The organism is Paracoccus maritimus, assembly GCF_025195095.1.
GTDB lineage: Bacteria > Pseudomonadota > Alphaproteobacteria > Rhodobacterales > Rhodobacteraceae > Paracoccus > Paracoccus maritimus.
The window spans coordinates 1-21,496 of sequence record NZ_JANAVZ010000019.1; the positions used below are offsets into that span (position 1 = coordinate 1).

A 21,496-nucleotide genomic window follows, 5' to 3' on the forward strand; every position below is an offset into this window, starting at 1 on the left:
GCCACACGACCTGCTGACCTAAGCAGCCAGATTTTCCCGACATAGGACGTTGTCCGACCTGACATACGCCGGAGGGCCGCGCAGGATGAACAGGTCGGTCAACGCATCGACCACGTCAACGAAGTTGATCTTGCGCTTTACTCGGATCATGAGAACCTCTTGGCTGTGTTCGTCGATGATGTTGAGCATGTGGCGGGCGCGCCCATCAGCCGTCCGATCCTGAACGAAGCCATAGGACCAGACGTGGTGGGTCGCTCAGGTCGGAGCCGCATACAGCAACCGTCGGCCAGCCAGAGCCGGCCGCGTTTCTTCTGTTTCGGCGTGACCTTGAGGCCTTCACGCCGCCATATGCGACATACGTTTGTGGTTCACACACCAACCGGCCTGAACCGGCATCCCGGTCACCTGCCGGTAGCCGTATCGGCCGTAGAGCCGTGCCAGCTCGATGATGTCCGCGGTCAGGCGTTCTTCATCGTGACGGCCCGCAGGAACCCTGCGCTGCGTGGAACGATGCTGACCCAAAGCCCCGGCAGGCGCGACGCTCGGAAACGCTGACTTCCTGCCGGACATGGTCAATACAGCGACGGCGACGCGAAGGGCTCAGTAGTCTTCCCGGGCTGCCTCCGACAAAATGCGCTTGTCCAGCGTCAGGCCCGACACTGCGCGCCGAAGCCGGGCATTCTCCTGCCCAACCTCCTTCAACCGCTTGAGCTGGTCGCGGTTCATGCCGCCGGCGGTCGCAGCTCTGCTGAGTCACGCCAATTTGCCGAACCGCATCCATGATCTTCGCGCCTTGGAAAAAGGTGAGAAGGTGCGCCGATTCCAATACACCGCCATCGATGACGCAACGCGGGTTCGGGCGCTGAAGGTTTACGAAAAGCACACCCAAGCCAATGCAATCAACTTTGTCGACCACGTCGTTGAAAAGTTCCCGCTCCGCATCCGCGAAATCACGGCGGATAACGGCCATGAGTTCCAGGCCAAATTCCATTGATATGTCGAGGATCTTGGCATCCGCCATGCTTACATCAAGCGCGGGACGCCGCAGCTGAACGGTAAGGTGGAACGGTCACAAAGGTCCGATCGGCAGGACTCTACCAGCTACTGAGCTACAAAGGCGATGTCGATATTGAAGCAAAGTTGGACGAATGGAAGCGCTTCTAAAACTTACACAGACCGCACGGCGCACACAACGGAAAGACGCCTTATGATGCGCTCAGAGAGAAGCTATAATAAGCAAACGGGATGTGCCACGAGCAACCGCACCTTACACACAGCGCGCAACGAATTGCGCGGATTAGTGAATGTCGCTCCCTTCGGGGCAGTGTGGATCGAAACCCCTCTCCGACAGCAGGAACTGGATCTCACGCGGAGAACGCCGACTCGTCGGATAGGCAACTTTAGCAACAGACGTGACAAGAAAGTCAGGTCAAGACCCAATCCGCTGATTTTCCTAAAAGAAATAAAAATAGCGAGGTCTGAAATTGGTGGAGCCAAGGGGAGTCGAACCCCTGACCTCTTGAATGCCATTCAAGCGCTCTACCAACTGAGCTATGGCCCCACCGGAGGTCTGCAGGACGATGTTCATCGCTGCGTGGAGCGTCGTATAGGGGGCAGGGCTGCGGGGTGCAAGCGGAAAATTCTGACGGCAGAGATGTTTCTTGAGTTTCCACCTTGGACGCAGTTTAACTCTTTGAAGAAAAAGAAAACGCGGCCGAAATGGCCGCGTCTGGAAGGCTTTGAAATGGGGGCGGATCCGGGCGGACGCGTCAGTCCTCGTCGTCATCCGCGACGTCAGCGATTTCATCCAGCGACACGTCGCCGTCGTCATCGTCGTCGTCCAGCAGATCATCGTCCAGATCGCCGCCCTCATCCTCGAGATCTTCTTCTTCGTCGTTGGTCTTGTTGTTCCGCTGCGCCGCGGTCTTCTCGCTGGTCAGCGCCTTGCCACGTCCCTCGTTGAAGCTTTCAAGCGAGAACTGGTTTCCGCAGGCCGGGCAGGTCAGCGGGTCGTTCCTGAGGTCATAGAAGCGGGTCGCACAATGCGGGCACAGGCGTTTCGTGCCCCATTCCTCTTTGGGCATGGTAATCTCCTTCCGCCGCGATTAGGGAATTTGCCGATCCCGTGCCACAGGCTTGCGGGGGTGTCAAAGGCTTTTCTGATGCGGCGGAGCGGGAAGCTTGGACGAGACGATCACGATTGCCGACGGGCTGCGTATCGCACTGCGAAGATCTGCGCGTGCGCGGCGCATGATCCTGCGGGTGCCGCGCGACGGCGGCGACCCGGTGCTGACACTGCCATCCCGCGTCGCGCTGGCAGAGGGGCTTGCCTTTGCCGAGGCAAGGGTGGGCTGGCTGCGCGAGGCAACGGCAAGGCGGCCGGGGCCGAGGCGGGTCGAGGCCGGTGTGCTGTTGCCGGTCGAAGGCGTGCTGCGGCGGCTGATCCCTGCCAGTGAGCGCGCGGCGCGGCTGGAACCCGATCGCCTGCTGATCCCGCAGGGCAGGCCGCCCGGCCCGGTCGTGCAGGGCTATCTGAAGCATCTGGCCCATGATCGGCTGCGGCTTGCCTGCGACCGTCATGCAGCGGCGCTGGGTCGGCAGGTGCGCGCCATCTCGCTGCGCGATACGCGGTCGCGCTGGGGCAGTTGCACGGCGGATGGCCGGCTGATGTTCTCGTGGCGGCTGGCGATGGCGCCTCCCCAGGTCCTGGACTATGTCGCCGCCCACGAAGTGGCCCATCTGGCGCATATGGACCATTCCCCACGCTTCTGGGCAACGGTCGAGCGCCTGATGCCCGGCCACGGCCCGCACCGCGCCTGGCTGAGGCAGAACGGGGCGGATCTGATGGTCTGGAGATTCCGCGATTGACCCGGCGCGGTTTCGTGATCACAGATATGCCATGACCGCAATCCGTTCCGCAGATCCCGCCGCGCATGAGCGTCTTTATCGCAGCCTTCGCAGCCGCATCATGCTGGGCGAGGTGTCACCCGGCGCCGCGCTGACCCTGCGGGGACTTGCACGGGAATATCACGTCTCGATGACCCCGGCACGCGAGGCGGTGCGGCGGCTGGTCGCGGAAGGGGCGCTGAGCCTGTCGGCCTCGGGCCGGGTCGCGACGCCCGAACTGTCCGACGAGCGGATCGAAGAGCTGGCGGCGCTGCGCGCTCTGATCGAGCCGGAACTGGCCGCCCGGGCGCTGCCGCGCGCCCATTTCGCGCTGATCGAGCGTCTAGCCCAGATGAATGCGCGGATCGCGGATGCGGTCGAACGGCATGACGCGGTCGGCTATATTCGCTGCAACCTGGATTTTCACCGGATGCTGTATCTGCGCGCGCAAGCGCCCGCGATGCTGGCGATGCTGGAAACAATCTGGCTGCAGCTGGGGCCGACGATGCGCGCATTGTATGGGCGGGTAAAGCGGAACGAACCGCCGCGCCATCACCGGATGATCCTGGCGGCGCTGCGGGCAGGCGACGAACCCGCATTGCGGCTGGCGATCAGGGCTGACGTGACCCATGGCCTGCGCCACCTGACCGCGGCCTGATCTGACAGATCATTCTGGCACGCCGCCGGTCTGGTAGCCGCGCCGGCCGGCTCAGCGTGCCGCTGCTTAACCCCGCTGCATGCGCGGCAGGCCGAGCCCGCCGAAATTGATCAGTCCCGACGGGATGATCCGGGTATACTTGGTACCCTCGATCGCCGCACCGGCCATCAGGCCGGACTGACCGAAGATCATCGCCACTACCGGATATTGCGCCGTGATCGTGTCAGCGCCCAGATTGGTGCCCCCGGCGGGGATAGCATAATAGGCATCCGCCCCGGCGACCCATCCGGTCGCAGCACGGAACGCCGCAAGCGCCTGATCGGTCTGGAAGATCAGCACATGTGCGTATTGCTGGGCTCCTGCCTGAAAGCCCACCGTCGCCTGGGTCGCGGAATAGTAATCCACCGTCGCACCGCCGATACGCAGCGCACCCTGACCGTAGGCCCCGCCGACCCCCAGCGCGGCCTCGGTCATCAGGGGCATGTACAGCACGCCCTTGGCGTTCTGAATCATCGGCGCGGCATTGGGATAGGTCTGCAACAAATACTGGTGGGTCTGGTCAACCCGCGCATCAAGCTTTGCAGATGCATCGCTGCCGACGGCATTGCTGCAGCCCGCGAGGGCCAGCGCCGCGCCACCGGTAGCTAGCAGTCCACGCCGGCTCATCATGTTGGATTTGCTCATTTTGTCGCCTCGTTTGGTTCACACCGGACACTAACGGCCCGCTTGCCGTAACGATACGCGAGGCCGCGGCCTCACGCCAGCATTTCGGCGACCGTGGGCGCAAAATAGCTGAGCACCCCGTCACAGCCCGCGCGGCGGAACGAAAGCAGGCTTTCGGTCATCGCATCGCGCGACAGCCAGCCGTTGCGGATCGCGCCCTCCAGCATCGCGTATTCGCCGCTGACCTGATAGGCGAATGTGGGTGCCCCGAACTCGTCCTTCACGGCCCGGCAGATGTCCAGATAAGGCATGCCCGGCTTGACCATCACCATATCCGCGCCTTCGGCCAGATCTCGGGCCACGCAGCGCAGCGCCTCGCCCCGGTTCGCGGGGTTGACCTGATAGGTCTTCTTGTCGCCGACCAGCCGCCCCGAGGCGCCGACGGCGTCGCGGAACGGACCATAGAAGGCGCTGGCAAACTTGGCCGCGTAGGACAGGATCGCCACATGTTTGTGACCGGCCGTTTCCATCGCGCCGCGCAGCGCCCCGATGCGGCCGTCCATCATGTCGCTGGGGCCAAGGATGTCGGCACCTGCCTCGGCCTGCGCCAGTGCCATGCGAACCAGCGCCTCGACGGTTTCATCGTTCAGGATCTCGCCGTTCTGCACGATCCCGTCATGGCCGTTCGCGTTATAGGGGTCGAGCGCGATGTCGGTCATCACCGCCATCTCGGGCACCGTCTCCTTGACGGCACGGATCGCACGGTTGCCGATATTGTCGGGATCCCACGCGCGTTCGCAGGCCTCGGTCTTAAGATCCTGATCGGAATGGGGAAAAATGCAGATCGCGGGGATGTTCAGCCGTGCCGCCCGCTCTGCCGCGCGTCTGGCCCCGTCCAGCGTCAGGCGCTGGACGCCGGGCATCGAGGCGATCTCGCCCTCGGCGCCCGCGACTTCGGTGACGAAGATCGGCCAGATCAGGTTGGCGGGGGTCAGGTTCACCTCGCTGACCATGGCGCGCAGATTGGCGGTCCGCCGCAGCCGGCGCAGGCGCGTGGCGGGAAACGGGGCGATGATCGGGCTGGCCATGGCGGCATCCTTTCGCGGCGTAAGGCGGGTGCAGGCAACTGCTTTCCCTTGGCGTGACAACGTTCTAAGGTCGCGCGCGACCAAGGACAAGGAACCCCGGCGTGCCGCAATTCGACGGAGTGATCAGCTTTCTGGACAGCCGCTCGTTCGGGACGATCTGGTTCTGGCTGGTGGTGATCGGGATGTGGTCGGCGACGGGGCGCAGCGTGCTGGGCGTGCCGACCGAGGTGGTCAGCCGCGCCCATCGTGCCCAGAAGGCCGGCGAGGCCGAGCACGCGTCTGTCATTGCCCTGCTGGACTGGTTGTCGCTGACGTTGCCCCGGTGGCGCCTTGGTCCGCACGAGGGGGCGGCCTTTCTTGGGGTCACGGCGTTTCTGCTGACCTCGCTTGCGGTGTTCGGATTCCGCTATGGGCTGGAGATGGCACAGGCACTGACATTTCTGCTGACCCCGTTTCTGATCCTGTTCTGGTTGCGCGTTCGCCTTGCCGGCAACCTGATCCCGTTGCTTGACGAAGCCGAGCGAGGAGATCGGCCGGTTGCCAGCGTCGCGGCCGAGGCGGTGCGTCTGATGATCCGTCACCGCCGCATCGTCACGATGCTTGCCGCCGCCGCTGTCGCCGTGACGGCTTTGTGGGGGACATTGTGGGGCTTGATGCACCCCAACGGGCTGTGACACTTGACACCGTCGCGCTGCGCTTTACCTGACCCAACATGCCGGACCAGTTGATCCTTTCAGGCGCCCCCGAGGGCTATGACGCGGCGCTGATCGCGCGTGAAGCGGCTCGCGGCCAGCCGATCATCCATATTGCGCGCGACGATCGCCGTATGGTTGCGATGCGCGCAGCGCTGGCCTTTCTTGCGCCGGACCTGCCGGCGCTGGATTTCCCCGCCTGGGACACCACGCCCTATGACCGCGTGTCGCCGTCGCCCGATATCCAGGCCGCGCGGATGGCGACGCTGGCCGGTCTGGCGCAGGGGGCGATCAAGGGACCGTTCGTCCTGCTGACCACGCTGAATGCGGTGCTGCAGCGCGTGCCGGCGCGTGATCTGGTCGCCGGCGCCAGCTTCGCGGCACGGGTCGGCGATCGCATCGACGAGGCGGCGTTGCGCGATTTCCTGGTCCGCATGGGCTTTGTGCAGTCTCCGACGGTGACCGAACCGGGGGACTACGCGATCCGGGGCGGCATCATCGACATCTATCCGCCGGGCGATCTGGGGCCCGTCAGGTTGGATCTGTTCGGCGATGTTCTTGACGGTGCGCGGCGATTTGACGCCGAGACCCAGCGCACGACCGAAAAGCTGTCGCGTGTCGAGATCGCGCCGATGTCCGAGGTGATCCTGGACGAGGCGGCGATCACCCGGTTCCGCCAGAACTATCGCGCCGAATATGGCGGTGGAACGAACGATCCGCTTTACGAGGGCGTCAGCGCGGGTCGCAAGATGTCGGGCACCGAGCACTGGCTGCCGTGGTTTCACGACCGGATGGAAAGCCTGTTCGACTATCTGCCCGGCGCGTCCGTCGCGCTGGACGATCATGTCGGGCAGGTGATCGACGCGCGGCGCGAGATGATCCGCGAACAGTTCGAGGCGCGCAAGGCAGCGTTGGCCACCAAGGCCCGCAGCGACACGGTCTATAAACCGGTGCCGCCCGACGAGATGTTTCCGACCGAGGCCCAGTGGACGGCGTGGCTTGCAGCGCATCGCGTCCTGCGTCTTTCGGTTCTGGCACATCCACCGGGACCGGGCGTGCTGGATGCAGGTGGGCGACCGGGCCGCAACTTCGCGCCCGAACGGCAGGCGGAACAGATAAACCTTTTCAAGGCCCTTGCGGATCATGTGAAGGTTCTTTCCCGGGACCATCGGGTGATCCTGGCCAGTTTTTCTGACGGTGCCCGGGATCGTCTGTCCGGCCTGCTTTCCGATGAAGGTCTGACCGGGGCGAAGCCTGTCGACGACCTGCGTGACCTGCCCGAAACGCCCGGCGCCATCGGCCTTGCGGTCTGGCCCCTGGACGAGGGGTTTGTTGCAGAAGGTCAGGCGCTTGGCGCCATCGCGGTGATTTCGGAACAGGACGTGCTGGGCGATCGGCTGATCCGGGGCGCCAAAAAGCGCCGCCGGGCCGAGAATTTCCTGCAGGACACCACCAGCCTGACGCCGGGCGATCTGGTCGTCCATGTCGAACACGGCATCGGGCGCTACAAGGGGTTGGAAACCATCACCGCCGCCGGTGTGCCGCATGATTGCGTGGCACTGGAATATGCTGGCGGCGACAGGCTGTTCCTGCCAGTCGAGAATATCGAACTACTGTCCCGCTATGGTCATGAAGAAGGGCTGCTGGACCGGCTTGGCGGCGGTGCGTGGCAAGCCCGCAAGGCGCGGCTGAAGGAACGCATCCGGCTGATCGCCGACAAGCTGATGCGGGTGGCGGCCGAACGACTGCTGCGGCCCGCCCCGGTGCTGGAACCCGAGGACCACGACTGGCAGGCATTCTCGGCCCGCTTTCCCTACAGCGAGACCGACGATCAGATGGCCGCGATCGAGGACGTGGTCGAGGATCTGCAGGCGGGCCGGCCGATGGACCGGCTTGTGGTCGGCGATGTCGGCTTCGGCAAGACCGAGGTGGCCATGCGCGCCGCCTTCATCGCCGCCTCGCAGGGCATGCAGGTGGCCGTCGTCGCGCCGACGACGCTGCTGGCGCGCCAGCATTTCAGGACCTTCGCCGAACGGTTTCGCGGCACCGCGATCACCGTTCGGCCGCTGTCGCGCTTTGTCGGAACCAAGGATGCCGCGAAAACCCGCGAAGGGCTGGCCGACGGCACGGTCGATATCGTGGTCGGCACCCATGCCGTGCTGGCCAAGGGGGTGCGGTTCAAGCGTCTGGGGCTTCTCGTCATCGACGAAGAGCAGCATTTCGGCGTCGCCCACAAGGAACGGCTGAAGGAATTGCGCAGCGACATCCATGTTCTGACGCTGACCGCCACGCCGATTCCACGCACGCTGCAACTGTCGCTGACAGGCGTGCGCGACCTGTCGGTGATCGGCACGCCGCCGGTCGATCGTCTGGCGATCCGCACCTATGTCAGCGAATTCGACAGCGTGACGATCCGCGAGGCGCTGCTGCGCGAGAAGTATCGCGGTGGACAAAGCTTCTTCGTCGTCCCGCGCCTGACCGACCTGCCCGATGTCGAACACTGGCTGACCGAGAACATGCCCGAAGTCAGCTATATCGTGGCCCATGGCCAACTGGCGGCGGGCGATCTGGACCAGCGCATGAACGCCTTCTACGACGGCAGCCATGACGTGCTGCTGGCGACTTCGATCGTGGAATCGGGGCTGGATATCCCGACCGCGAACACCATGATCATCTGGCGGTCGGACATGTTCGGCCTTGCCCAGCTTTACCAGATCCGCGGCAGGGTGGGGCGGTCCAAGACCCGCGCCTATTGTTATCTGACGACGAAACCGCGTCAGCCGCTGACCCCTCAGGCGATGAGGCGGCTCAAGTTCCTGGGATCCATCGACGGGCTGGGGGCCGGGTTCAACCTTGCCAGCCAGGACCTGGACCTGCGCGGTGCCGGCAACCTTCTGGGCGAGGAACAGTCAGGCCATATCAAGGAGGTCGGGTTCGAGTTGTACCAGCAGATGCTGGAAGAGACGATCGCCAAGCTGAAATCCGGCGAGATCGAGGGCACGCCCGAGGATGAATGGGCACCCCAGTTGAACCTGGGCGTGCCGGTCACCATCCCGGAAAGCTATATCCCCGATCTAGACGTGCGGCTGGGGCTGTATCGGCGGCTGGCCGAACTGACCACCAAGGTCGAGCTGGAAGGTTTCGCGGCCGAGTTGATCGACCGCTTCGGCAAGTTGCCGCGCGAGGTGAACACCCTGCTGCTGGTCATCCGGATCAAGGCGATGGCCAAGCGCGCACAGGTTGCCCGACTGGATGCGGGTCCCAAGGGCGCGACGGTGCAGTTCCATAACGACAAGTTCCCGAACCCTGCGGGGCTGGTCGAGTTCCTGACCGATCAGCGTGGGTTGGCCAAGGTCACCGACAACAAGATCGTCATTCGCCGCGATTGGGCCACGGACGCGGATCGCATCAAGGGTGCATTTGCCATCGTCCGTGACCTTGCCGCCAAGGCGAAGGCGGTCGCCGAAAAGACCGGTTCATGACCGGACAGGTCAGGTTCGATCACGGCCCGCTGCCCGGCGGCACGCTGTTTGCGCGGCCTCAGGCGATCATCCGTGCCGACACTGCCGCAGGCGTTGTTCCTGCGCTTGCCGCGATCGAGGCCGCACGGGCGCGCGGCTGCTGGCTGGCCGGGTATCTGTCCTATGAGCTTGGCTATGCGCTGACGCCGAAACTGGCCCCGCTGATGCCGGCGTCACGCGATGTGCCGCTGATCCTGATGGGGGTGTTCGACGCACCGCTCCCGCCGCCGCCGCTGCCTGATACGGCCGACGTGCGCATCTCGGCGCCGCGCCCGATGTGGGACCGGCAGCGATATGACGCCGCCATCGCCGCCGTGCATCGCTATATCGAGGCCGGCGATACCTATCAGATCAACCTGACCTTTCCTATGCAGTGCGACTGCACGGGCGATCCGGTGGCGATCCACGCCGCGCTGAGCGCGCGTCAGCCGGTGGGCGAGGGGGTCTTTGTGGATCTGGGCGGACCTGTGGTGCTGTCACGCAGTCCGGAACTGTTCTTTGCAGTGGACGCCGAACGCCGGATCGAAACACGACCGATGAAGGGCACGGCACCTCGCGGCGCGAATCCGGCGGATGACGCGGCGGCTGCTGCCGCGCTGGAACGATCGCCCAAGGACAGGGCCGAGAACCTGATGATCGTCGATCTGCTGCGCAACGACATCAGCCGGGTCTGTGTACCGGGCAGCGTGCATGTGCCGCGCCTGTTCCAGATCGAACCCTATGCGACCGTTCATCAGATGACATCGACCGTGCGGGGCCAGTTGACCCCGGATGCGCGCTTCGCAGATATTCTGCAGGCGTTGTTTCCCTGTGGCTCCATCACGGGTGCACCCAAGATCCGGTCCATGGAAATCATCGCCGAACTGGAAGGGGCGGCGCGCGGGGTCTATTGCGGGGCGATCGGTTGGCTGGACCCGTCCGGGCCGATGCGCTTTGGCGTCGCCATCCGGACGCCGTTGATGACGGCGCCGGGGCGGCTGCGGCTGAACGTCGGCGGCGGCATCACCCATGACAGCCGCGCAGGATCCGAATGGGAGGAAGCGTTGTGCAAATCGGCATTTCTGGACCTGTCCCCCAAGACCTGACGGTGTTCGAGACGATGCGCGCCGAGCCGGATCGCAGGATCCGTTTGTGGCCGCGTCATCTTGAAAGACTGCGGCGCGGATGCGCCACGGTTGGATTTCAGCTGGACGAAGATGCTGTCGCCGCAGCCCTTCAGGGCCTGCCGGCTGGCACGGTCCTGCGTGTGCGGCTTGCCGTCGATGCTGCCGGTCGCACGCGCGTCGCGCATCAGCCCTTGCCTGCAAATCCACCCTTCTGGCGCGCGCAGTTTTCCCCGATGCGTCTGGACAGCGACGATCCCTGGCTTCGGATCAAGTCTTCCCACCGCCCGGCCTATGACGGCGCCCGCGCTGCGCTGCGCGACGGCTGCGACGAGGCGATCCTGCTGAACCAGCGCGGCGAAATCTGCGAGGGCAGCATCACCAGCCTGTTCCTGCGGCGCGGCGATGCGCTGCTGACGCCGCCGCTGCATTGCGGCCTGCTGCCCGGCGTTCTGCGGGCATCTTTGCTGGCGACGGGGATGGCATCTGAACAGGTACTGATGCCCGATGACTTGTCACAGGGCGATCTGTTTTGCGGAAACGCGCTGCGCGGGTTGATCCCGCTTCGGCTGGTCCAGTCGTGATCCGTCATTGCCTTGCGCGAACAAATCCCCGCTTGCCACCCAGTTGCGGCTTGCACTGAACGTCGCCGGACGGTATTCAAATCGCCGTTGCGGGTGTAGCTCAATGGTAGAGCAGTAGCTTCCCAAGCTGATGACGAGGGTTCGATTCCCTTCACCCGCTCCATCTCACAGATTATTTTATAATAAAATCAGTTCGGTAGGCGTTATAGTGTCCCACGCCGGAACCGTCCGTGGGACACCTTACCAATCCATGGCCTCAAGAGCGGACATTGCGTCGCGCGCCAATCGCCAGCGCTCGATCCCCTTGGTATAGACCTCTGATGTCTTCGCCTGCGTGTGACCGTGCACCGTCATGATCTGGTTCTGACGTAAGGCACGCAAGATGAAGGCAACTCAGTGGGCAGCAGCTTGGTTTGCTGACGGAAGTTCAGAAAGCCTTTTGCTTTTCGCGACTTCCTTTGTAGCTTGTTGTTCGAGGGCGCGGCGGAGGTCGGGTGAATTATGGCAACGTATGACGCATGGGGCTGGGTCGGAACGGGTGCAAGCACTGGTATCCCAACTGCCGGCGGCAGCGATATCGAAGGCGGGTTGAGCAATACCAGCTATGCGCCTGATGGAAGCGATCTGAGCTATGTCGAACGCGGTACGATTGTGTTCGATGATGGTGACGGAGATAACAATATCCGCGACACCGATGTTGATGACGGCGGCGGCACGACACCGTCTGGCGATCGGATTTCCGTCGACGGTGGAACGTCGTTTCAGACATTGAATGAAATCGGCCTCTACGATGGGTCAACCATCGACTACACATTGCCCGACGGTACGACCGGAACAATAACCGGCATCACGATGCGCGTATATCAACTGGGCGATGGCACGATCATCATGCGGATGACGGACACCGATCTGCAAGCAGCCTATGACGCGGTCGGCTTTCTGCCGAATCATGCCACAAGCCTCAATCTGGGAACCTACGATGGAACAGATTATGTCGCGATGGTTCCCGGAAATTTTGACGATGCACTTCCCTGTTTCACGGCAGACACATTGATCGAGACCGACCGCGGGCTGCTGAGAGCATTGGATCTGCGTGCCGGGGATCTGGTCCTGACGCTGGATCATGGCTATCAGCCTGTACGTTGGTCATGCTCGCGTAGCCTTGATGGGCTGCGACTGGCGATGTCACCGCATTTGCGCCCGATCCGCATTCGAGCGGGCGCGCTGGGGAATGAATCGCCTGCACGCGACTTGATCGTCTCTCCACAACACCGGGTGCTTGTGCGCTCGAAAATAGTGCAGCGCATGTTCGGGGCGGATGAGGTGCTGGTGGCAGCTAAGCAGCTGCTGGCGCATGACGGCGTGGAGATCGCTGACGATCTCACCGGTTTAATCTATGTGCATTTCCTCTGCGAGAGACACGAACTCATCTATTCGGAAGACGCACTGACGGAGAGCCTGTATCCAGGGCCGGAGGCGCTCAAATCCATCGGCCCGGCCGCTCTGGATGAGCTGTATGAACTTTTTCCGCAACTGCAGGGCCTTTCAGAGGGATTGGAATTCGAGCCAGCCCGACCTTTGCTCAAGGGCCGCGAAGCACGGAGCATGACGGAGCGTCACGTCAAGAACGCGAAGCCGCTCGTAAGCGCTTGTTTATAAGCGCAAGTGTAACACACGGCCCCCACTGAAGGGCGTTTGCGATCCGGTGCCCGGCCTCGACCCCGCCTTTGGCATCACCCTGCGACGCTGTGCGGGATCTGCGAAATCGGGCCGGTGCCGGTCGAAGAAGATGAGCGGTGACGGGAGGTCCGTCTTTCATCCGTATTTGCAGCACGTACCAATTGAAACCGAGTTCACGACACTGCCCGACGATCCCTTCTCTTGCGCCGTGGGGTTTGCTCTTTGGTTCAATGAACCTGCGGAGACCCTGTTTCCCTGTCCAAACCGAGAAATGCCTGCAAATGGGCTGCTTTTTATGCAATCAAACGTTGGGTCTATGGGCGGTGCCACCCCCTCCTAAGGAGCAGGTGGGGCGGGAAGCCGACTGACGGCGGTGCGGCGGGCCATAGCTTTCAGGGCTTAGGACCGGACGTTCGTCGCCGGCGCAGCGCGGTCGAGGCTTGGTTCGTCACGAAGGGCGGAGAACCGACTTTCGCTGCGTCCTAGACGAACGGCAGCAATACGCGGGGTAGCAGCCATTAGCTCGATTGAGCTACGTGTTGAAGCGGCTGCGGTCAGGAAGTACGCTGAGCTGCCAGATGGTTTTTCTGTCGAATTCGAGACTACGGAAGAGGGCGGCAAGGAAGTGTTCATGAATATAGAAGTCGATTGGAAATGAGCCAGGCAATACTTGAGCAAGATGATGTCAGGGCTTGGGTCAGGCAATTTTCTTCCGGTGACCAGATCGAAGCCGCAAAGTTGCTCGCGTTGGTCAAGCTAGTTCCGAGCGACTTTTTTCGCAGCGAATACATTTCACTACTTAGTCGAAGATTGAGCGCCGGGGAACAACCCGTCGGTCTATTCAACGAGTCCGAACGAAGAATGTGGAAAGGAAAGCCAAACCGGCTTTTCAAGGAAAAAATTAGAGCAAATCCAAACGTCAAGGGCAAGAAAATTGCCAGAGCGTTCGGCAAGGTCGGCCCAGATCTTGTACCGCGTCAGCGCAATATTGATGAAGAGGTTGGCAGTGAGGGAATATTGGCCAATATCCTTACTCAATTTGCGCGGTCAAATCGAAAGGTGGCCCTGTTGAGTCCCGGTCCAGACAGGTTCCGCGATGAAGGTGTCCGTCGGTTTATCCTATGCACCGACTTTATCGGTTCTGGTGAGCGCATTGAGAGATATATAAATGCCGCTTGGAGATTGGGATCTATTAGGAGTTGGTGGTCCCGCCGAAATAATCGAGGCATTCACTTCGAAGTTTTGGCATTTTCCGGCACTGAAGATGGTATCGCACGCATTGAAAGACATGTTTGCAGGCCAAAGGTACACGTTGTGACCCAGTGCCCTACCATAAGGACTGTATTTCCTCCAGCCCAAGCTGCAATCATCGAAAGTCTCTGCAAGCGATATTCTCCAGACTCATCAAGATCACTTGGCTTTGGCGAGACCGGCGCACTATTAGCTTTCGGCCACGGAATGCCCAATAATGCACCAGCGATATTTTGGAAGTCAAGCAGAAGGTGGCAGGCACTATTCCCGGAGAGGGCGACGATTTCACCTTCGTCACCATTTATAGCCGTACCATCCGAAGTCCAAGAGAGGGAAAGGTTGGAACTATTGGCTGAAACGACCACGATCGGACCCACAGTGATTCCGGTCGATATCGAGACGATTGTCTTGGCAACGCTACGGAGATCACCCAGGCATGCCGAAGCGGTTTCCGGTCGTCTCGGCCTTGATCTTTTGACCGTGCAGAGCGCTTTCGTTCGACTTCGAAAGCGAGGCTGGATCAATGAATTCCAACAGTTGACTGACCGAGGACGGCTTGTAGTGCGTCGCTTGAGTAGATTTGATGCAAAGATTTCACTTTCCAATCATAACGAACAACCGTATTTTCCAAAATCGCTGAGGATGCCTCGTGATGTCTAGTGGTTGCCGGTGTAACGCCCGGCACCGTTGGGATGACTGCTTGGAAACTTGCGGCGTCTCTGGGCCGTCGATTGCGACGTGTTCACGATCAAGCTCGCGCTTGATGCTAACCTCGATCGAAGCGCACGACCTGAAGGTCGCCGCTGCGCGCGCCTTGCTTGCGCTCCGATCGAGATCACCCTACGGGGTGAATAGTAGATGAGCGGATGGCATTCTCAGCATTATTTGGAAGCTGGCCGGAAAGCTGGCATTGATGAAGAACTCCTCCACCGTGTGATCGCAACTGCGGAACATACGCTCAGTCGGCCTCAACCCGGACCACCGATACTTACGCTTGGCCACCTTGCTCATCTAAGTGGGGTAGAGATGGGACGCCTCCACGCATATGTTTCGAGGGCCGGTGAGGATCCCTATCGCGAGTTCACAATACGAAAGCGTCCCATTCCTGGCGAGAAGCCCCGTTTCCGTTTCATTGCCGTACCGGAGCCTCAGCTTCTTAGGGTGCAATCCTGGATTGCAAGTGAAATTCTGAACCGTGCGCCCTGCCATCCGGCCAGTAAAGCTTTTGCTCCTGGAAGCAGGCTGGTTGCTGCAGCAAGACCACACTGCCAGGCTCAGTGGATGATTAAATTTGACGTTCAGGATTTTTTCGAGTCGATAACAGAAATAGATGCGTTTCGGGTCTTTCGTGACAGGGGGTATCAAGCCCTAGTTTCTTTTGAATTGGCGCGGCTATGCACCCGCCTACGAGACAAGCATCGAGATCCGGCCAGCTACTTGCCCTCACGCCGGCGTTCGCGATATCGAGGACCTGACATCGAAGCGCTGTATCCCCGCAAGCATATGGGCGTGCTCCCACAAGGAGCTCCGACGAGTCCGATGCTTTCCAATCTTGCAGTTTCTGACTTAGACGCAAATCTAAATCTGATTGCTGAGAAGTTCGGACTTCGATTTTCTCGTTATGCAGATGATCTGACGTTCTCCACGACAAATAAATCCTTTGGCCGCAGCAATTCTATAAGATTAGTGGGTGAGGTTTACCAAGAAATTGTCGCACGCGGCCTTTCTCCAAATCGATCCAAGACCTCGATAATAGCACCTGGGGCTAGGAAAGTGGTTCTTGGTTTGCTGGTCGATGGTCAGCGTCCGCGCTTGACGAGGGAGTTTCGTTCACGGCTTCGAATGCATCTATACTACATTACCCATGACGAGCATGGGCCAAGTCGACATGCAAAAGTACGAGGCTTCACTTCAGTCGAGGGTTTACGGCAGCATCTGCTAGGCCTGATCGCGTTCGCGGGCCAGATAGACTCGGTGTATGCTGATAGATGTAGGGCCGAGATGTATAAAGCTGACTGGTCAGCCACAACGACCTGAGACTTCGAAAGGTAGTGGGATTTTTCATCAGGTGAGCTCTTGGGAGGACATTAGACTACGACTTTGAGTGTATGCCTCCGGTGGAAGCCGTCTGACGGGGTTTCAGCGTCGGTGCTAAGTCCGACCTTATGGCCGACCATAAGTTCAGACCCGAGATTGAAGTCCTCTCTGCCGCGGATGCGCCGCGCCGTCGTCACTGGAGCGATGGCGACAAGATCGCGATCGTGAAGGAGAGCTTCCTGGGGCATCGCCAGGTGACAGCCACGGCGCGGCGGCATGGCGTATCTCGCTCTCTGCTGACGATATGGCGGCGCCAGTATCGCGCTGGCGAACTTGGCGCCGAGACACCGCCTTCCTTCATCCCGCTGGCTGTTTCGCCGCCCATGGCACCTGCGACCGTGCCCGCGACCGCACCTGAGGCGCCACGCACCACGCCTGATGTCCAGCTCGAGATCGTGCTGAGGAACGGGCGACGGCTTCTCGTCCCTTCGTCGGTGGAGCCAGAGGTTTTGGCGCGGCTGCTGCCGGCCCTGGAAAGCCGATGATCGCCTTCCCGGCGGGGGTGCGCGTATGGATTGCCGGTGGGGTCACCGACATGCGGCGAGGGATGAACACCTTGGCGCTGACAGTGCAGCAGGGTTTGGGACGTGATCCGCATGCGGGCGAGATTTTCTGCTTCCGCGGGCGCAAGGGCGACCTGGTCAAACTGCTGTGGCACGACGGTGTCGGCATGTCGCTTTATACCAAGCGGTTGGAGGCCGGGAAGTTCATCTGGCCGACCAGCGGAAGTGGTGAAGCGGTGCAGATATCCGCAGCCCAGCTCGGCTATCTCTTGGAGGGGATCGACTGGCGCAATCCGCGCTGGACCCAACGCCCTGCAAAGGCGGGATAAATTGGCTTCGCCGGCCTTATTTTTATGGGCTTTCCGATGCCTGCATGGTAGGTCTCGGCCATGTCAGATGCCGCTTCCGAGATCACCAGATTGCGCGCCGCGCTTGCGGCCTCGGAGGCCCGTGCCGAGGCAGCAGAGAGCGAGCTGGCGCAGACTCGGGCGGTGGTCTCGACCTCGGAAGCGATGATCAAGCATCTCCGGCTTGAGATCGCCAAGCTCCGGCGCGAGCAATATGGCCACAGCTCCGAGCGCCGCGCCCGCCTGATCGACCAGATGGAATTGCAGCTTGAGGAACTCGAGTCCGCAGCCACCGAAGACGAGATCGCCGCCGAGAAGGTAGTGAAGACCACGTCCGTCGCGGGGTTCGAGCGTCGCCGCCCGGCCCGCAAACCCTTCCCGGAGCATCTGCCGCGCGAGCGCGTGGTGATGTCGGCGCCCACGGCCTGTTCCTGCTGTGGCTCGGATCGCATCGTGAAGATGGGCGAGGATATCACCGAGACGCTGGAGGTCATTCCCCGGCAGTGGAAGGTGATCCAGACGGTCCGCGAGAAGTTCACCTGCCGGGCATGCGAGAAGATCAGCCAGCCGCCAGCGCCGTTCCATCCCACGCCCCGTGGCTGGGCTGGGCCCAACCTGCTGGCGATGATCCTGTTCGAGAAGTTCGGCCAGCATCAGCCGCTGAACAGGCAAGTCGAGCGCTACGCCAAGGAAGGTGTCGAGGTCAGCCTGTCCACCCTGGCTGACCAGGTCGGCGCCTGCACCGTTGCGCTGGAGCCGATCCATGCGCTGATCAGGGCCCATGTCCTAGCCGCCGAGCGGCTGCACGGCGACGACACCACGGTGCCGCTCTTGGCCCGGGGCGGCACCAAGACCGCGCGGCTCTGGACCTATGTCCGCGACGACCGGCCCTTCGCGGGCGGTGCGCCGCCGGCCGCGCTGTTCTACTTCTCGCGCGATCGGGAGATGGCTCACCCAAACCGGCATCTCGCCGGGTGGCGGGGCATCCTTCAAGCCGATGCCTATGGCGGTTACAACGACCTCTATCGCGGCGATCGTGATCCTGGCCCGGCCGGAAGCGCGCTCTGCTGGAGCCATGCCCGGCGGAAGTTCTTCGAGCTTGCCGACATCAAGGGCAATGTCCGCAAGGGCAAGTCCGCCCCTGATATATCTCCTGTCGCACTGGAGGCGGTGGCAAGGATCGACGCGATCTTCGACATCGAACGCCAGATCAACGGCCTTGATGCCACGTTCCGGCTCGAGGCCAGGCACCGGTTGTCCTGTCCCTTGGTTGAGGCATTGCACGCTTGGCTGCGTGCCGAGCAGGGCACGATGTCGAAGCACAATCCTGTCGCCAAGGCGATCAATTACATGTTCAAGAAAGACCGATGGGAGGCCTTCACGCGCTTCCTCGAGGATGGGCGGGTCTGCTTGACGAACAACGCGGCCGAGAGAGCACTCCGCGGTGTGGCCCTTGGCCGGAAGTCATGGCTCTTCGCCGGCTCCGAGCGCGGCGGTGACCGCGCCGCCTTCATGTATTCGCTGATCGTCACTGCGAAGATGAACGATGTCGACCCTCAGGCCTGGCTCGGCGACGTCCTCGCCCGGCTGCCTGGCACGACAGCCTCCCGGGTGCCGGATCTCCTGCCTTGGAATTGGTCCCCGACGCGGCAAAGGATCGCCGCATGACCCTGATCGCCCGCCTCCGGATCATCCTGAACGACGTCGAGCCAATGCCGATGCGCCACATCGAGGTGCCGCTGAAGATCAGGCTCGACCGGATGCATGAGGTCATCCAAGCGGCCATGGGCTGGACCGACACCCATCTCTACGAGTTCCGCGTGGGGGATGCCGGTTGGGGCATGCCCGACCCGGACGGGTTCTACGACGGCCCCATGGACGCGAAGAAAATGACCTTGGAAAAGCTGCTCGACCAGACCGCCACCAAGACGATCCAGTATGTCTACGACTTCGGTGATGACTGGGACCACAGCATCCGGATCGAGCGGGTGGGCGAGGCCACTCAGGGCGTGACCTATCCGCGGCTTCTGAAGGCCGCGGGGGACTGTCCACCCGAGGACGTCGGCGGCGCCTGGGGCTACGAAGAGTTCCTCAAAGCCCTCGCCGATCCCGATCACGAGCAACACGAGGACATGGTCCACTGGTCGGGCGGGGACTTCGACGCTGAGGATGCCGGGGCCGAGACCATCAGAGAACGCTTCGAGCGGCTTGCGAAAAAATGGGCCCCGAGGCGTCGCAAACCCAAGGCTACGATCTAAGAGACGCCAGCGACCGCGGCCTACGCCGGATGGTTACCTTTGAGTGAACTGAAAGGTCCCTGAAACGAGTCCCCCTTTTCGGCACTGCGCGCTGGTCTGCCGTCCGCTTCAGGCTGAAACCGTTCATGCCCAGTACCTGGTTCGAATGTCCGTTCAGGGCCGGAAGCGCAGGTGTAGCGACTATCGCCAAGCTTCTGGCGCGCAGTGGTGCGACATTACCGCTTCGAGTCCAAAGGCGTCACTCACACAGACCGCAGTTGCGTCGTCAGCACCGAAGCCAAAGCCCTATACTGGCCATTCGCGGCCAGATCAGTATGCGCTCAAGGTCACGGCAACAGGCACCGGAGGCCCCCTCAGCGACCGTATTCGCGTGGCGCGAAAGTGACTTCCGTACGCACCTGCGGCTGTTCGGCAGGGCGGTCCAGCCGGACGCGAATGGCCTGCGGGGCTGTTTCGGTGTGCAGGACCAGGGTCTGCCCTTCTGGGTGCTGGGCCGCGAACATGCGGACCTGGCTTTCCGCGGGTGACAGCCAGTCGGGACCACGATCGTGGGCGTAGAGCGCGGCCTGCCCCGAAATCTCCTCCGGCACCGACCAAGTGATCAAGTCGTCCTTCTGCCCACTGTAGCGCAGGACGTAGGTGTCGGGCATGTCTCCGGGATGCAGCTCGGCCTGCACTCCGTTGCTGTCGACCGAAGCGCGCCCGTCCTCGTCCGCCGTCATCTCGATGACCTGGGTCGTAGTTGGATACCAGGAGACTTCGGCCGTCATGCGGGACATCTGGTCTAGCATGACAGGGCCGATCACGTTCGGCGTCACGAGGGCGGCAGACCGCAGGCTGTCGGGATAGCCGAAATCGGGCTGGGCATAGACGGTGCCGACATGGGTGCGGATGTCGACCGGCGCTCCGGCCTCGTCGAACAGGCGCAGGTCGTTGAAGGTCATCCTGCCTGCCTGGACAAAGCTTCTGATGTCCGCAGGGATGGCCAGAATGGCGGGCGCGCCGAAGAACTCGAAGGTCGGTTCGTCTCCGAACATCTGGGCCGCCGTCGCGGGGGGCAGATCTGCGGGCGCGGTCACTTCGTCGATGTCGCGGGGCCAGCGGCTGTCTTCGGGGGCGAAGCTGTCCAGACCGTCGATCAGCGGGGTAAGGACGGTGGTGCGACGGGAGGGCAGCTTCTGGCCATCGACCGTCAGCGTCGTTTCCCGCGTGACGACCTGGCGGATCACCCATCCGTCAGCGCGATCCAGCACGGCAAGGCCGGCGATGCGGTGACCGCGCGTGCGCCAAGGCTGGGGATCATGGGCATCCGGGGCCGTGTCGGGCCCGGTGCCGCCCACGAAGGAGACGCGCACCTCCGTGTCGGTTACGGACGTCACGCGAACCTCCACGTTCTCGTAACTGCCAAGGCTCGGTACGGTGGTGGTCCAGCCGTCCTCTGCCTGAACCGTGACCGGGAAGGCGGGGCTGGCGAAGGGATCGGAGAGGGCAGCGTGCAGGATCTCCGCCTTGGCACCGGCGCCCCGTTCCACCTCGGGCGCGGCGCTGGCGAAGGTGCGATCCGCCTCGTCGCGGGCGATCTTCGTGTCATAGCCCGCCCGCTGCAGGGTGGTCAGCGCACCCGACCACTGCCTTGGCGCGGAAGAGTTGATGTATTCCCCATCCTCCCGCAGCTCAACGCGCGTGGGGATCGTGTGAACCCCGTTTTCCGTACCCGTCACGTCCAGGTAGGTGTCCAGGTAACGGCCATAGAGCGCGTCGAAGGCCAGCGGGCGCGCTTCGTCCCCGACAGACAGGCTGTAACTGCGCGTGCTCTCAGGATCTGGCCGGAAGATCACGGGTTCGGTCAAGGCCGGCCCGGCCCAGAGCAGCGGTGCGATCAAGACGAGTGAGCGCATGGGAAGTCCTTTCATGGTCAGCCGAAATCTCCGCTGATCCACATCCAGAGCAGTGCAGCCACCCCTGCCATCGTCAGCAGCAGGTAGGCGCCCGCCACCGGCGCGACGATCAGCCAGATCAGGCCGTAGAGAAACGTATGACGACGGAAAAACGGTCGTCTCTGCCCGTCCTTGTGCGCCATTGCGAGGGCGACGACACCGATCGCCGCGATCCCCTGCCAGAGGACAAGCAGGAGGGTCAGCCCGCCCTGAGCGACGGGAATCATG

At 62.3% G+C, this 21,496-nt stretch carries 18 protein-coding genes, 2 tRNA genes and 2 pseudogenes; 15 read left to right on the top strand and 7 right to left on the bottom strand.

Annotated features, from left to right (window positions below):
* Window positions 1–48 precede the first annotated feature (48 nt).
* A pseudogene (locus tag MU516_RS18140) lies at window positions 49–796 on the bottom strand (IS3 family transposase); the annotation flags it as partial.
* Between MU516_RS18140 and MU516_RS18145 the strand changes: the two are divergent.
* A pseudogene (locus tag MU516_RS18145) lies at window positions 797–1,233 on the top strand (integrase core domain-containing protein); the annotation flags it as partial.
* Window positions 1,234–1,485: 252 nt separating this feature from the next.
* On the opposite strand, the gene MU516_RS18150 reads toward MU516_RS18145, so the two are convergent.
* Together MU516_RS18150 and MU516_RS18155 are read right to left on the bottom strand one after the other, a co-directional pair.
* Window positions 1,486–1,561: transfer RNA gene (locus MU516_RS18150), tRNA-Ala, on the bottom strand.
* Window positions 1,562–1,769: 208 nt separating this feature from the next.
* Window positions 1,770–2,084 (bottom strand): FYDLN acid domain-containing protein, encoded by a 315-nt coding sequence (locus MU516_RS18155; RefSeq protein ID WP_260278642.1) that lies wholly within the window; start codon window positions 2,082–2,084, stop codon window positions 1,770–1,772.
* 97 nt (window positions 2,085–2,181) lie between these two features.
* Between MU516_RS18155 and MU516_RS18160 the strand changes: the two genes are divergently transcribed.
* On the top strand, window positions 2,182–2,868 hold the full coding sequence (locus tag MU516_RS18160) for a M48 family metallopeptidase (RefSeq protein ID WP_260278643.1): 687 nt from the start codon (window positions 2,182–2,184) through the stop codon (window positions 2,866–2,868).
* Window positions 2,869–2,899: 31 nt separating this feature from the next.
* Window positions 2,900–3,544, top strand: a complete 645-nt coding sequence (locus MU516_RS18165; RefSeq protein WP_209059143.1) for a GntR family transcriptional regulator — start codon at window positions 2,900–2,902, stop codon at window positions 3,542–3,544.
* Between the two features lie 66 nt (window positions 3,545–3,610).
* Here MU516_RS18165 and MU516_RS18170 read toward each other — a convergent pair whose 3' ends face one another.
* Complete coding sequence (locus MU516_RS18170; protein WP_425606884.1) at window positions 3,611–4,228, bottom strand: lipid-binding SYLF domain-containing protein; 618 nt, start codon at window positions 4,226–4,228, stop codon at window positions 3,611–3,613.
* A 71-nt stretch (window positions 4,229–4,299) separates the two neighbouring features.
* Complete coding sequence (gene hemB, locus MU516_RS18175) at window positions 4,300–5,295, bottom strand: porphobilinogen synthase (RefSeq protein WP_260278644.1); 996 nt, start codon at window positions 5,293–5,295, stop codon at window positions 4,300–4,302.
* A gap of 101 nt (window positions 5,296–5,396) precedes the next feature.
* Here hemB and MU516_RS18180 point away from each other — a divergent pair, with 101 nt between their 5' ends.
* The 12 genes from MU516_RS18180 to MU516_RS18235 all read left to right on the top strand — a co-directional run bounded on the left by MU516_RS18180 (window position 5,397) and on the right by MU516_RS18235 (window position 19,331).
* A complete protein-coding gene (locus MU516_RS18180) occupies window positions 5,397–5,969 on the top strand; it encodes a hypothetical protein (protein ID WP_260278645.1) in 573 nt (190 codons plus the stop codon).
* A gap of 38 nt (window positions 5,970–6,007) precedes the next feature.
* Window positions 6,008–9,469 carry a transcription-repair coupling factor gene (gene mfd, locus MU516_RS18185; RefSeq protein WP_260278646.1) on the top strand — a complete coding sequence of 1,154 codons (3,462 nt, stop codon included), beginning with the start codon at window positions 6,008–6,010 and terminating at the stop codon, window positions 9,467–9,469.
* A complete protein-coding gene (locus MU516_RS18190) occupies window positions 9,466–10,593 on the top strand; it encodes an aminodeoxychorismate synthase component I (protein ID WP_260278647.1) in 1,128 nt (375 codons plus the stop codon). Before mfd ends, MU516_RS18190 begins: the two co-directional genes overlap by 4 nt.
* A 2-nt stretch (window positions 10,594–10,595) precedes the next feature.
* Window positions 10,596–11,195, top strand: a complete 600-nt coding sequence (locus MU516_RS18195; RefSeq protein ID WP_260278648.1) for an aminotransferase class IV family protein — start codon at window positions 10,596–10,598, stop codon at window positions 11,193–11,195.
* 89 nt (window positions 11,196–11,284) lie between these two features.
* Window positions 11,285–11,358 (top strand) — tRNA-Gly (locus tag MU516_RS18200).
* Window positions 11,359–11,696: 338 nt separating this feature from the next.
* Window positions 11,697–12,854, top strand: coding sequence for a Hint domain-containing protein (locus MU516_RS18205; RefSeq protein WP_260278649.1), 1,158 nt, complete (start codon window positions 11,697–11,699; stop codon window positions 12,852–12,854).
* A 675-nt stretch (window positions 12,855–13,529) separates the two neighbouring features.
* Window positions 13,530–14,786 (top strand): phosphoribosyltransferase-like protein, encoded by a 1,257-nt coding sequence (locus MU516_RS18210; RefSeq protein WP_260278650.1) that lies wholly within the window; start codon window positions 13,530–13,532, stop codon window positions 14,784–14,786.
* A 198-nt stretch (window positions 14,787–14,984) separates the two neighbouring features.
* Window positions 14,985–16,163, top strand: coding sequence for a reverse transcriptase family protein (locus tag MU516_RS18215; RefSeq protein ID WP_260278651.1), 1,179 nt, complete (start codon window positions 14,985–14,987; stop codon window positions 16,161–16,163).
* Window positions 16,164–16,291: 128 nt separating this feature from the next.
* Entirely contained in the window at window positions 16,292–16,708 is a 417-nt protein-coding gene (gene tnpA / locus MU516_RS18220) for an IS66-like element accessory protein TnpA (protein ID WP_260278652.1), read from the top strand.
* Window positions 16,705–17,055, top strand: coding sequence for an IS66 family insertion sequence element accessory protein TnpB (gene tnpB / locus MU516_RS18225; RefSeq protein WP_009803441.1), 351 nt, complete (start codon window positions 16,705–16,707; stop codon window positions 17,053–17,055). The genes tnpA and tnpB overlap by 4 nt, the downstream gene beginning before the upstream one ends.
* A 60-nt stretch (window positions 17,056–17,115) precedes the next feature.
* Window positions 17,116–18,741 carry an IS66 family transposase gene (tnpC, locus tag MU516_RS18230; RefSeq protein WP_260278653.1) on the top strand — a complete coding sequence of 542 codons (1,626 nt, stop codon included), beginning with the start codon at window positions 17,116–17,118 and terminating at the stop codon, window positions 18,739–18,741.
* Window positions 18,738–19,331: a plasmid pRiA4b ORF-3 family protein gene (locus MU516_RS18235; RefSeq protein ID WP_260278654.1), complete on the top strand. Its 594-nt coding sequence runs from the start codon at window positions 18,738–18,740 to the stop codon at window positions 19,329–19,331. The genes tnpC and MU516_RS18235 overlap by 4 nt, the downstream gene beginning before the upstream one ends.
* A 353-nt stretch (window positions 19,332–19,684) precedes the next feature.
* On the opposite strand, the gene MU516_RS18240 is transcribed toward MU516_RS18235, so the two are convergent.
* Both MU516_RS18240 and MU516_RS18245 read right to left on the bottom strand, forming a co-directional pair.
* Window positions 19,685–21,229, bottom strand: a complete 1,545-nt coding sequence (locus MU516_RS18240) for a hypothetical protein (RefSeq protein WP_260278655.1) — start codon at window positions 21,227–21,229, stop codon at window positions 19,685–19,687.
* A 17-nt stretch (window positions 21,230–21,246) separates the two neighbouring features.
* On the bottom strand, window positions 21,247–21,495 hold the full coding sequence (locus MU516_RS18245) for a hypothetical protein (RefSeq protein WP_260278656.1): 249 nt from the start codon (window positions 21,493–21,495) through the stop codon (window positions 21,247–21,249).
* Between the last annotated feature and the right edge of the window lies 1 nt (window position 21,496).

Bases quoted from the DNA above. Each gene is read 5' to 3' on its own strand.
- MU516_RS18240 (WP_260278655.1), bottom strand. From the start codon at position 21,229: ATGCGCTCACTCGTCTTGATCGCACCGCTGCTCTGGGCCGGGCCGGCC.
- mfd (WP_260278646.1), top strand. From the start codon at position 6,008: ATGCCGGACCAGTTGATCCTTTCAGGCGCCCCCGAGGGCTATGACGCG.
- tnpA (WP_260278652.1), top strand. From the start codon at position 16,292: ATGGCCGACCATAAGTTCAGACCCGAGATTGAAGTCCTCTCTGCCGCG.
- MU516_RS18190 (WP_260278647.1), top strand. From the start codon at position 9,466: ATGACCGGACAGGTCAGGTTCGATCACGGCCCGCTGCCCGGCGGCACG.
- MU516_RS18205 (WP_260278649.1), top strand. From the start codon at position 11,697: ATGGCAACGTATGACGCATGGGGCTGGGTCGGAACGGGTGCAAGCACT.
- MU516_RS18155 (WP_260278642.1), bottom strand. From the start codon at position 2,084: ATGCCCAAAGAGGAATGGGGCACGAAACGCCTGTGCCCGCATTGTGCG.
- hemB (WP_260278644.1), bottom strand. From the start codon at position 5,295: ATGGCCAGCCCGATCATCGCCCCGTTTCCCGCCACGCGCCTGCGCCGG.
- MU516_RS18235 (WP_260278654.1), top strand. From the start codon at position 18,738: ATGACCCTGATCGCCCGCCTCCGGATCATCCTGAACGACGTCGAGCCA.
- tnpB (WP_009803441.1), top strand. From the start codon at position 16,705: ATGATCGCCTTCCCGGCGGGGGTGCGCGTATGGATTGCCGGTGGGGTC.
- tnpC (WP_260278653.1), top strand. From the start codon at position 17,116: ATGTCAGATGCCGCTTCCGAGATCACCAGATTGCGCGCCGCGCTTGCG.
- MU516_RS18210 (WP_260278650.1), top strand. From the start codon at position 13,530: ATGAGCCAGGCAATACTTGAGCAAGATGATGTCAGGGCTTGGGTCAGG.
- MU516_RS18165 (WP_209059143.1), top strand. From the start codon at position 2,900: ATGACCGCAATCCGTTCCGCAGATCCCGCCGCGCATGAGCGTCTTTAT.
- MU516_RS18245 (WP_260278656.1), bottom strand. From the start codon at position 21,495: ATGATTCCCGTCGCTCAGGGCGGGCTGACCCTCCTGCTTGTCCTCTGG.
- MU516_RS18170 (WP_425606884.1), bottom strand. From the start codon at position 4,228: ATGAGCAAATCCAACATGATGAGCCGGCGTGGACTGCTAGCTACCGGT.
- MU516_RS18215 (WP_260278651.1), top strand. From the start codon at position 14,985: ATGAGCGGATGGCATTCTCAGCATTATTTGGAAGCTGGCCGGAAAGCT.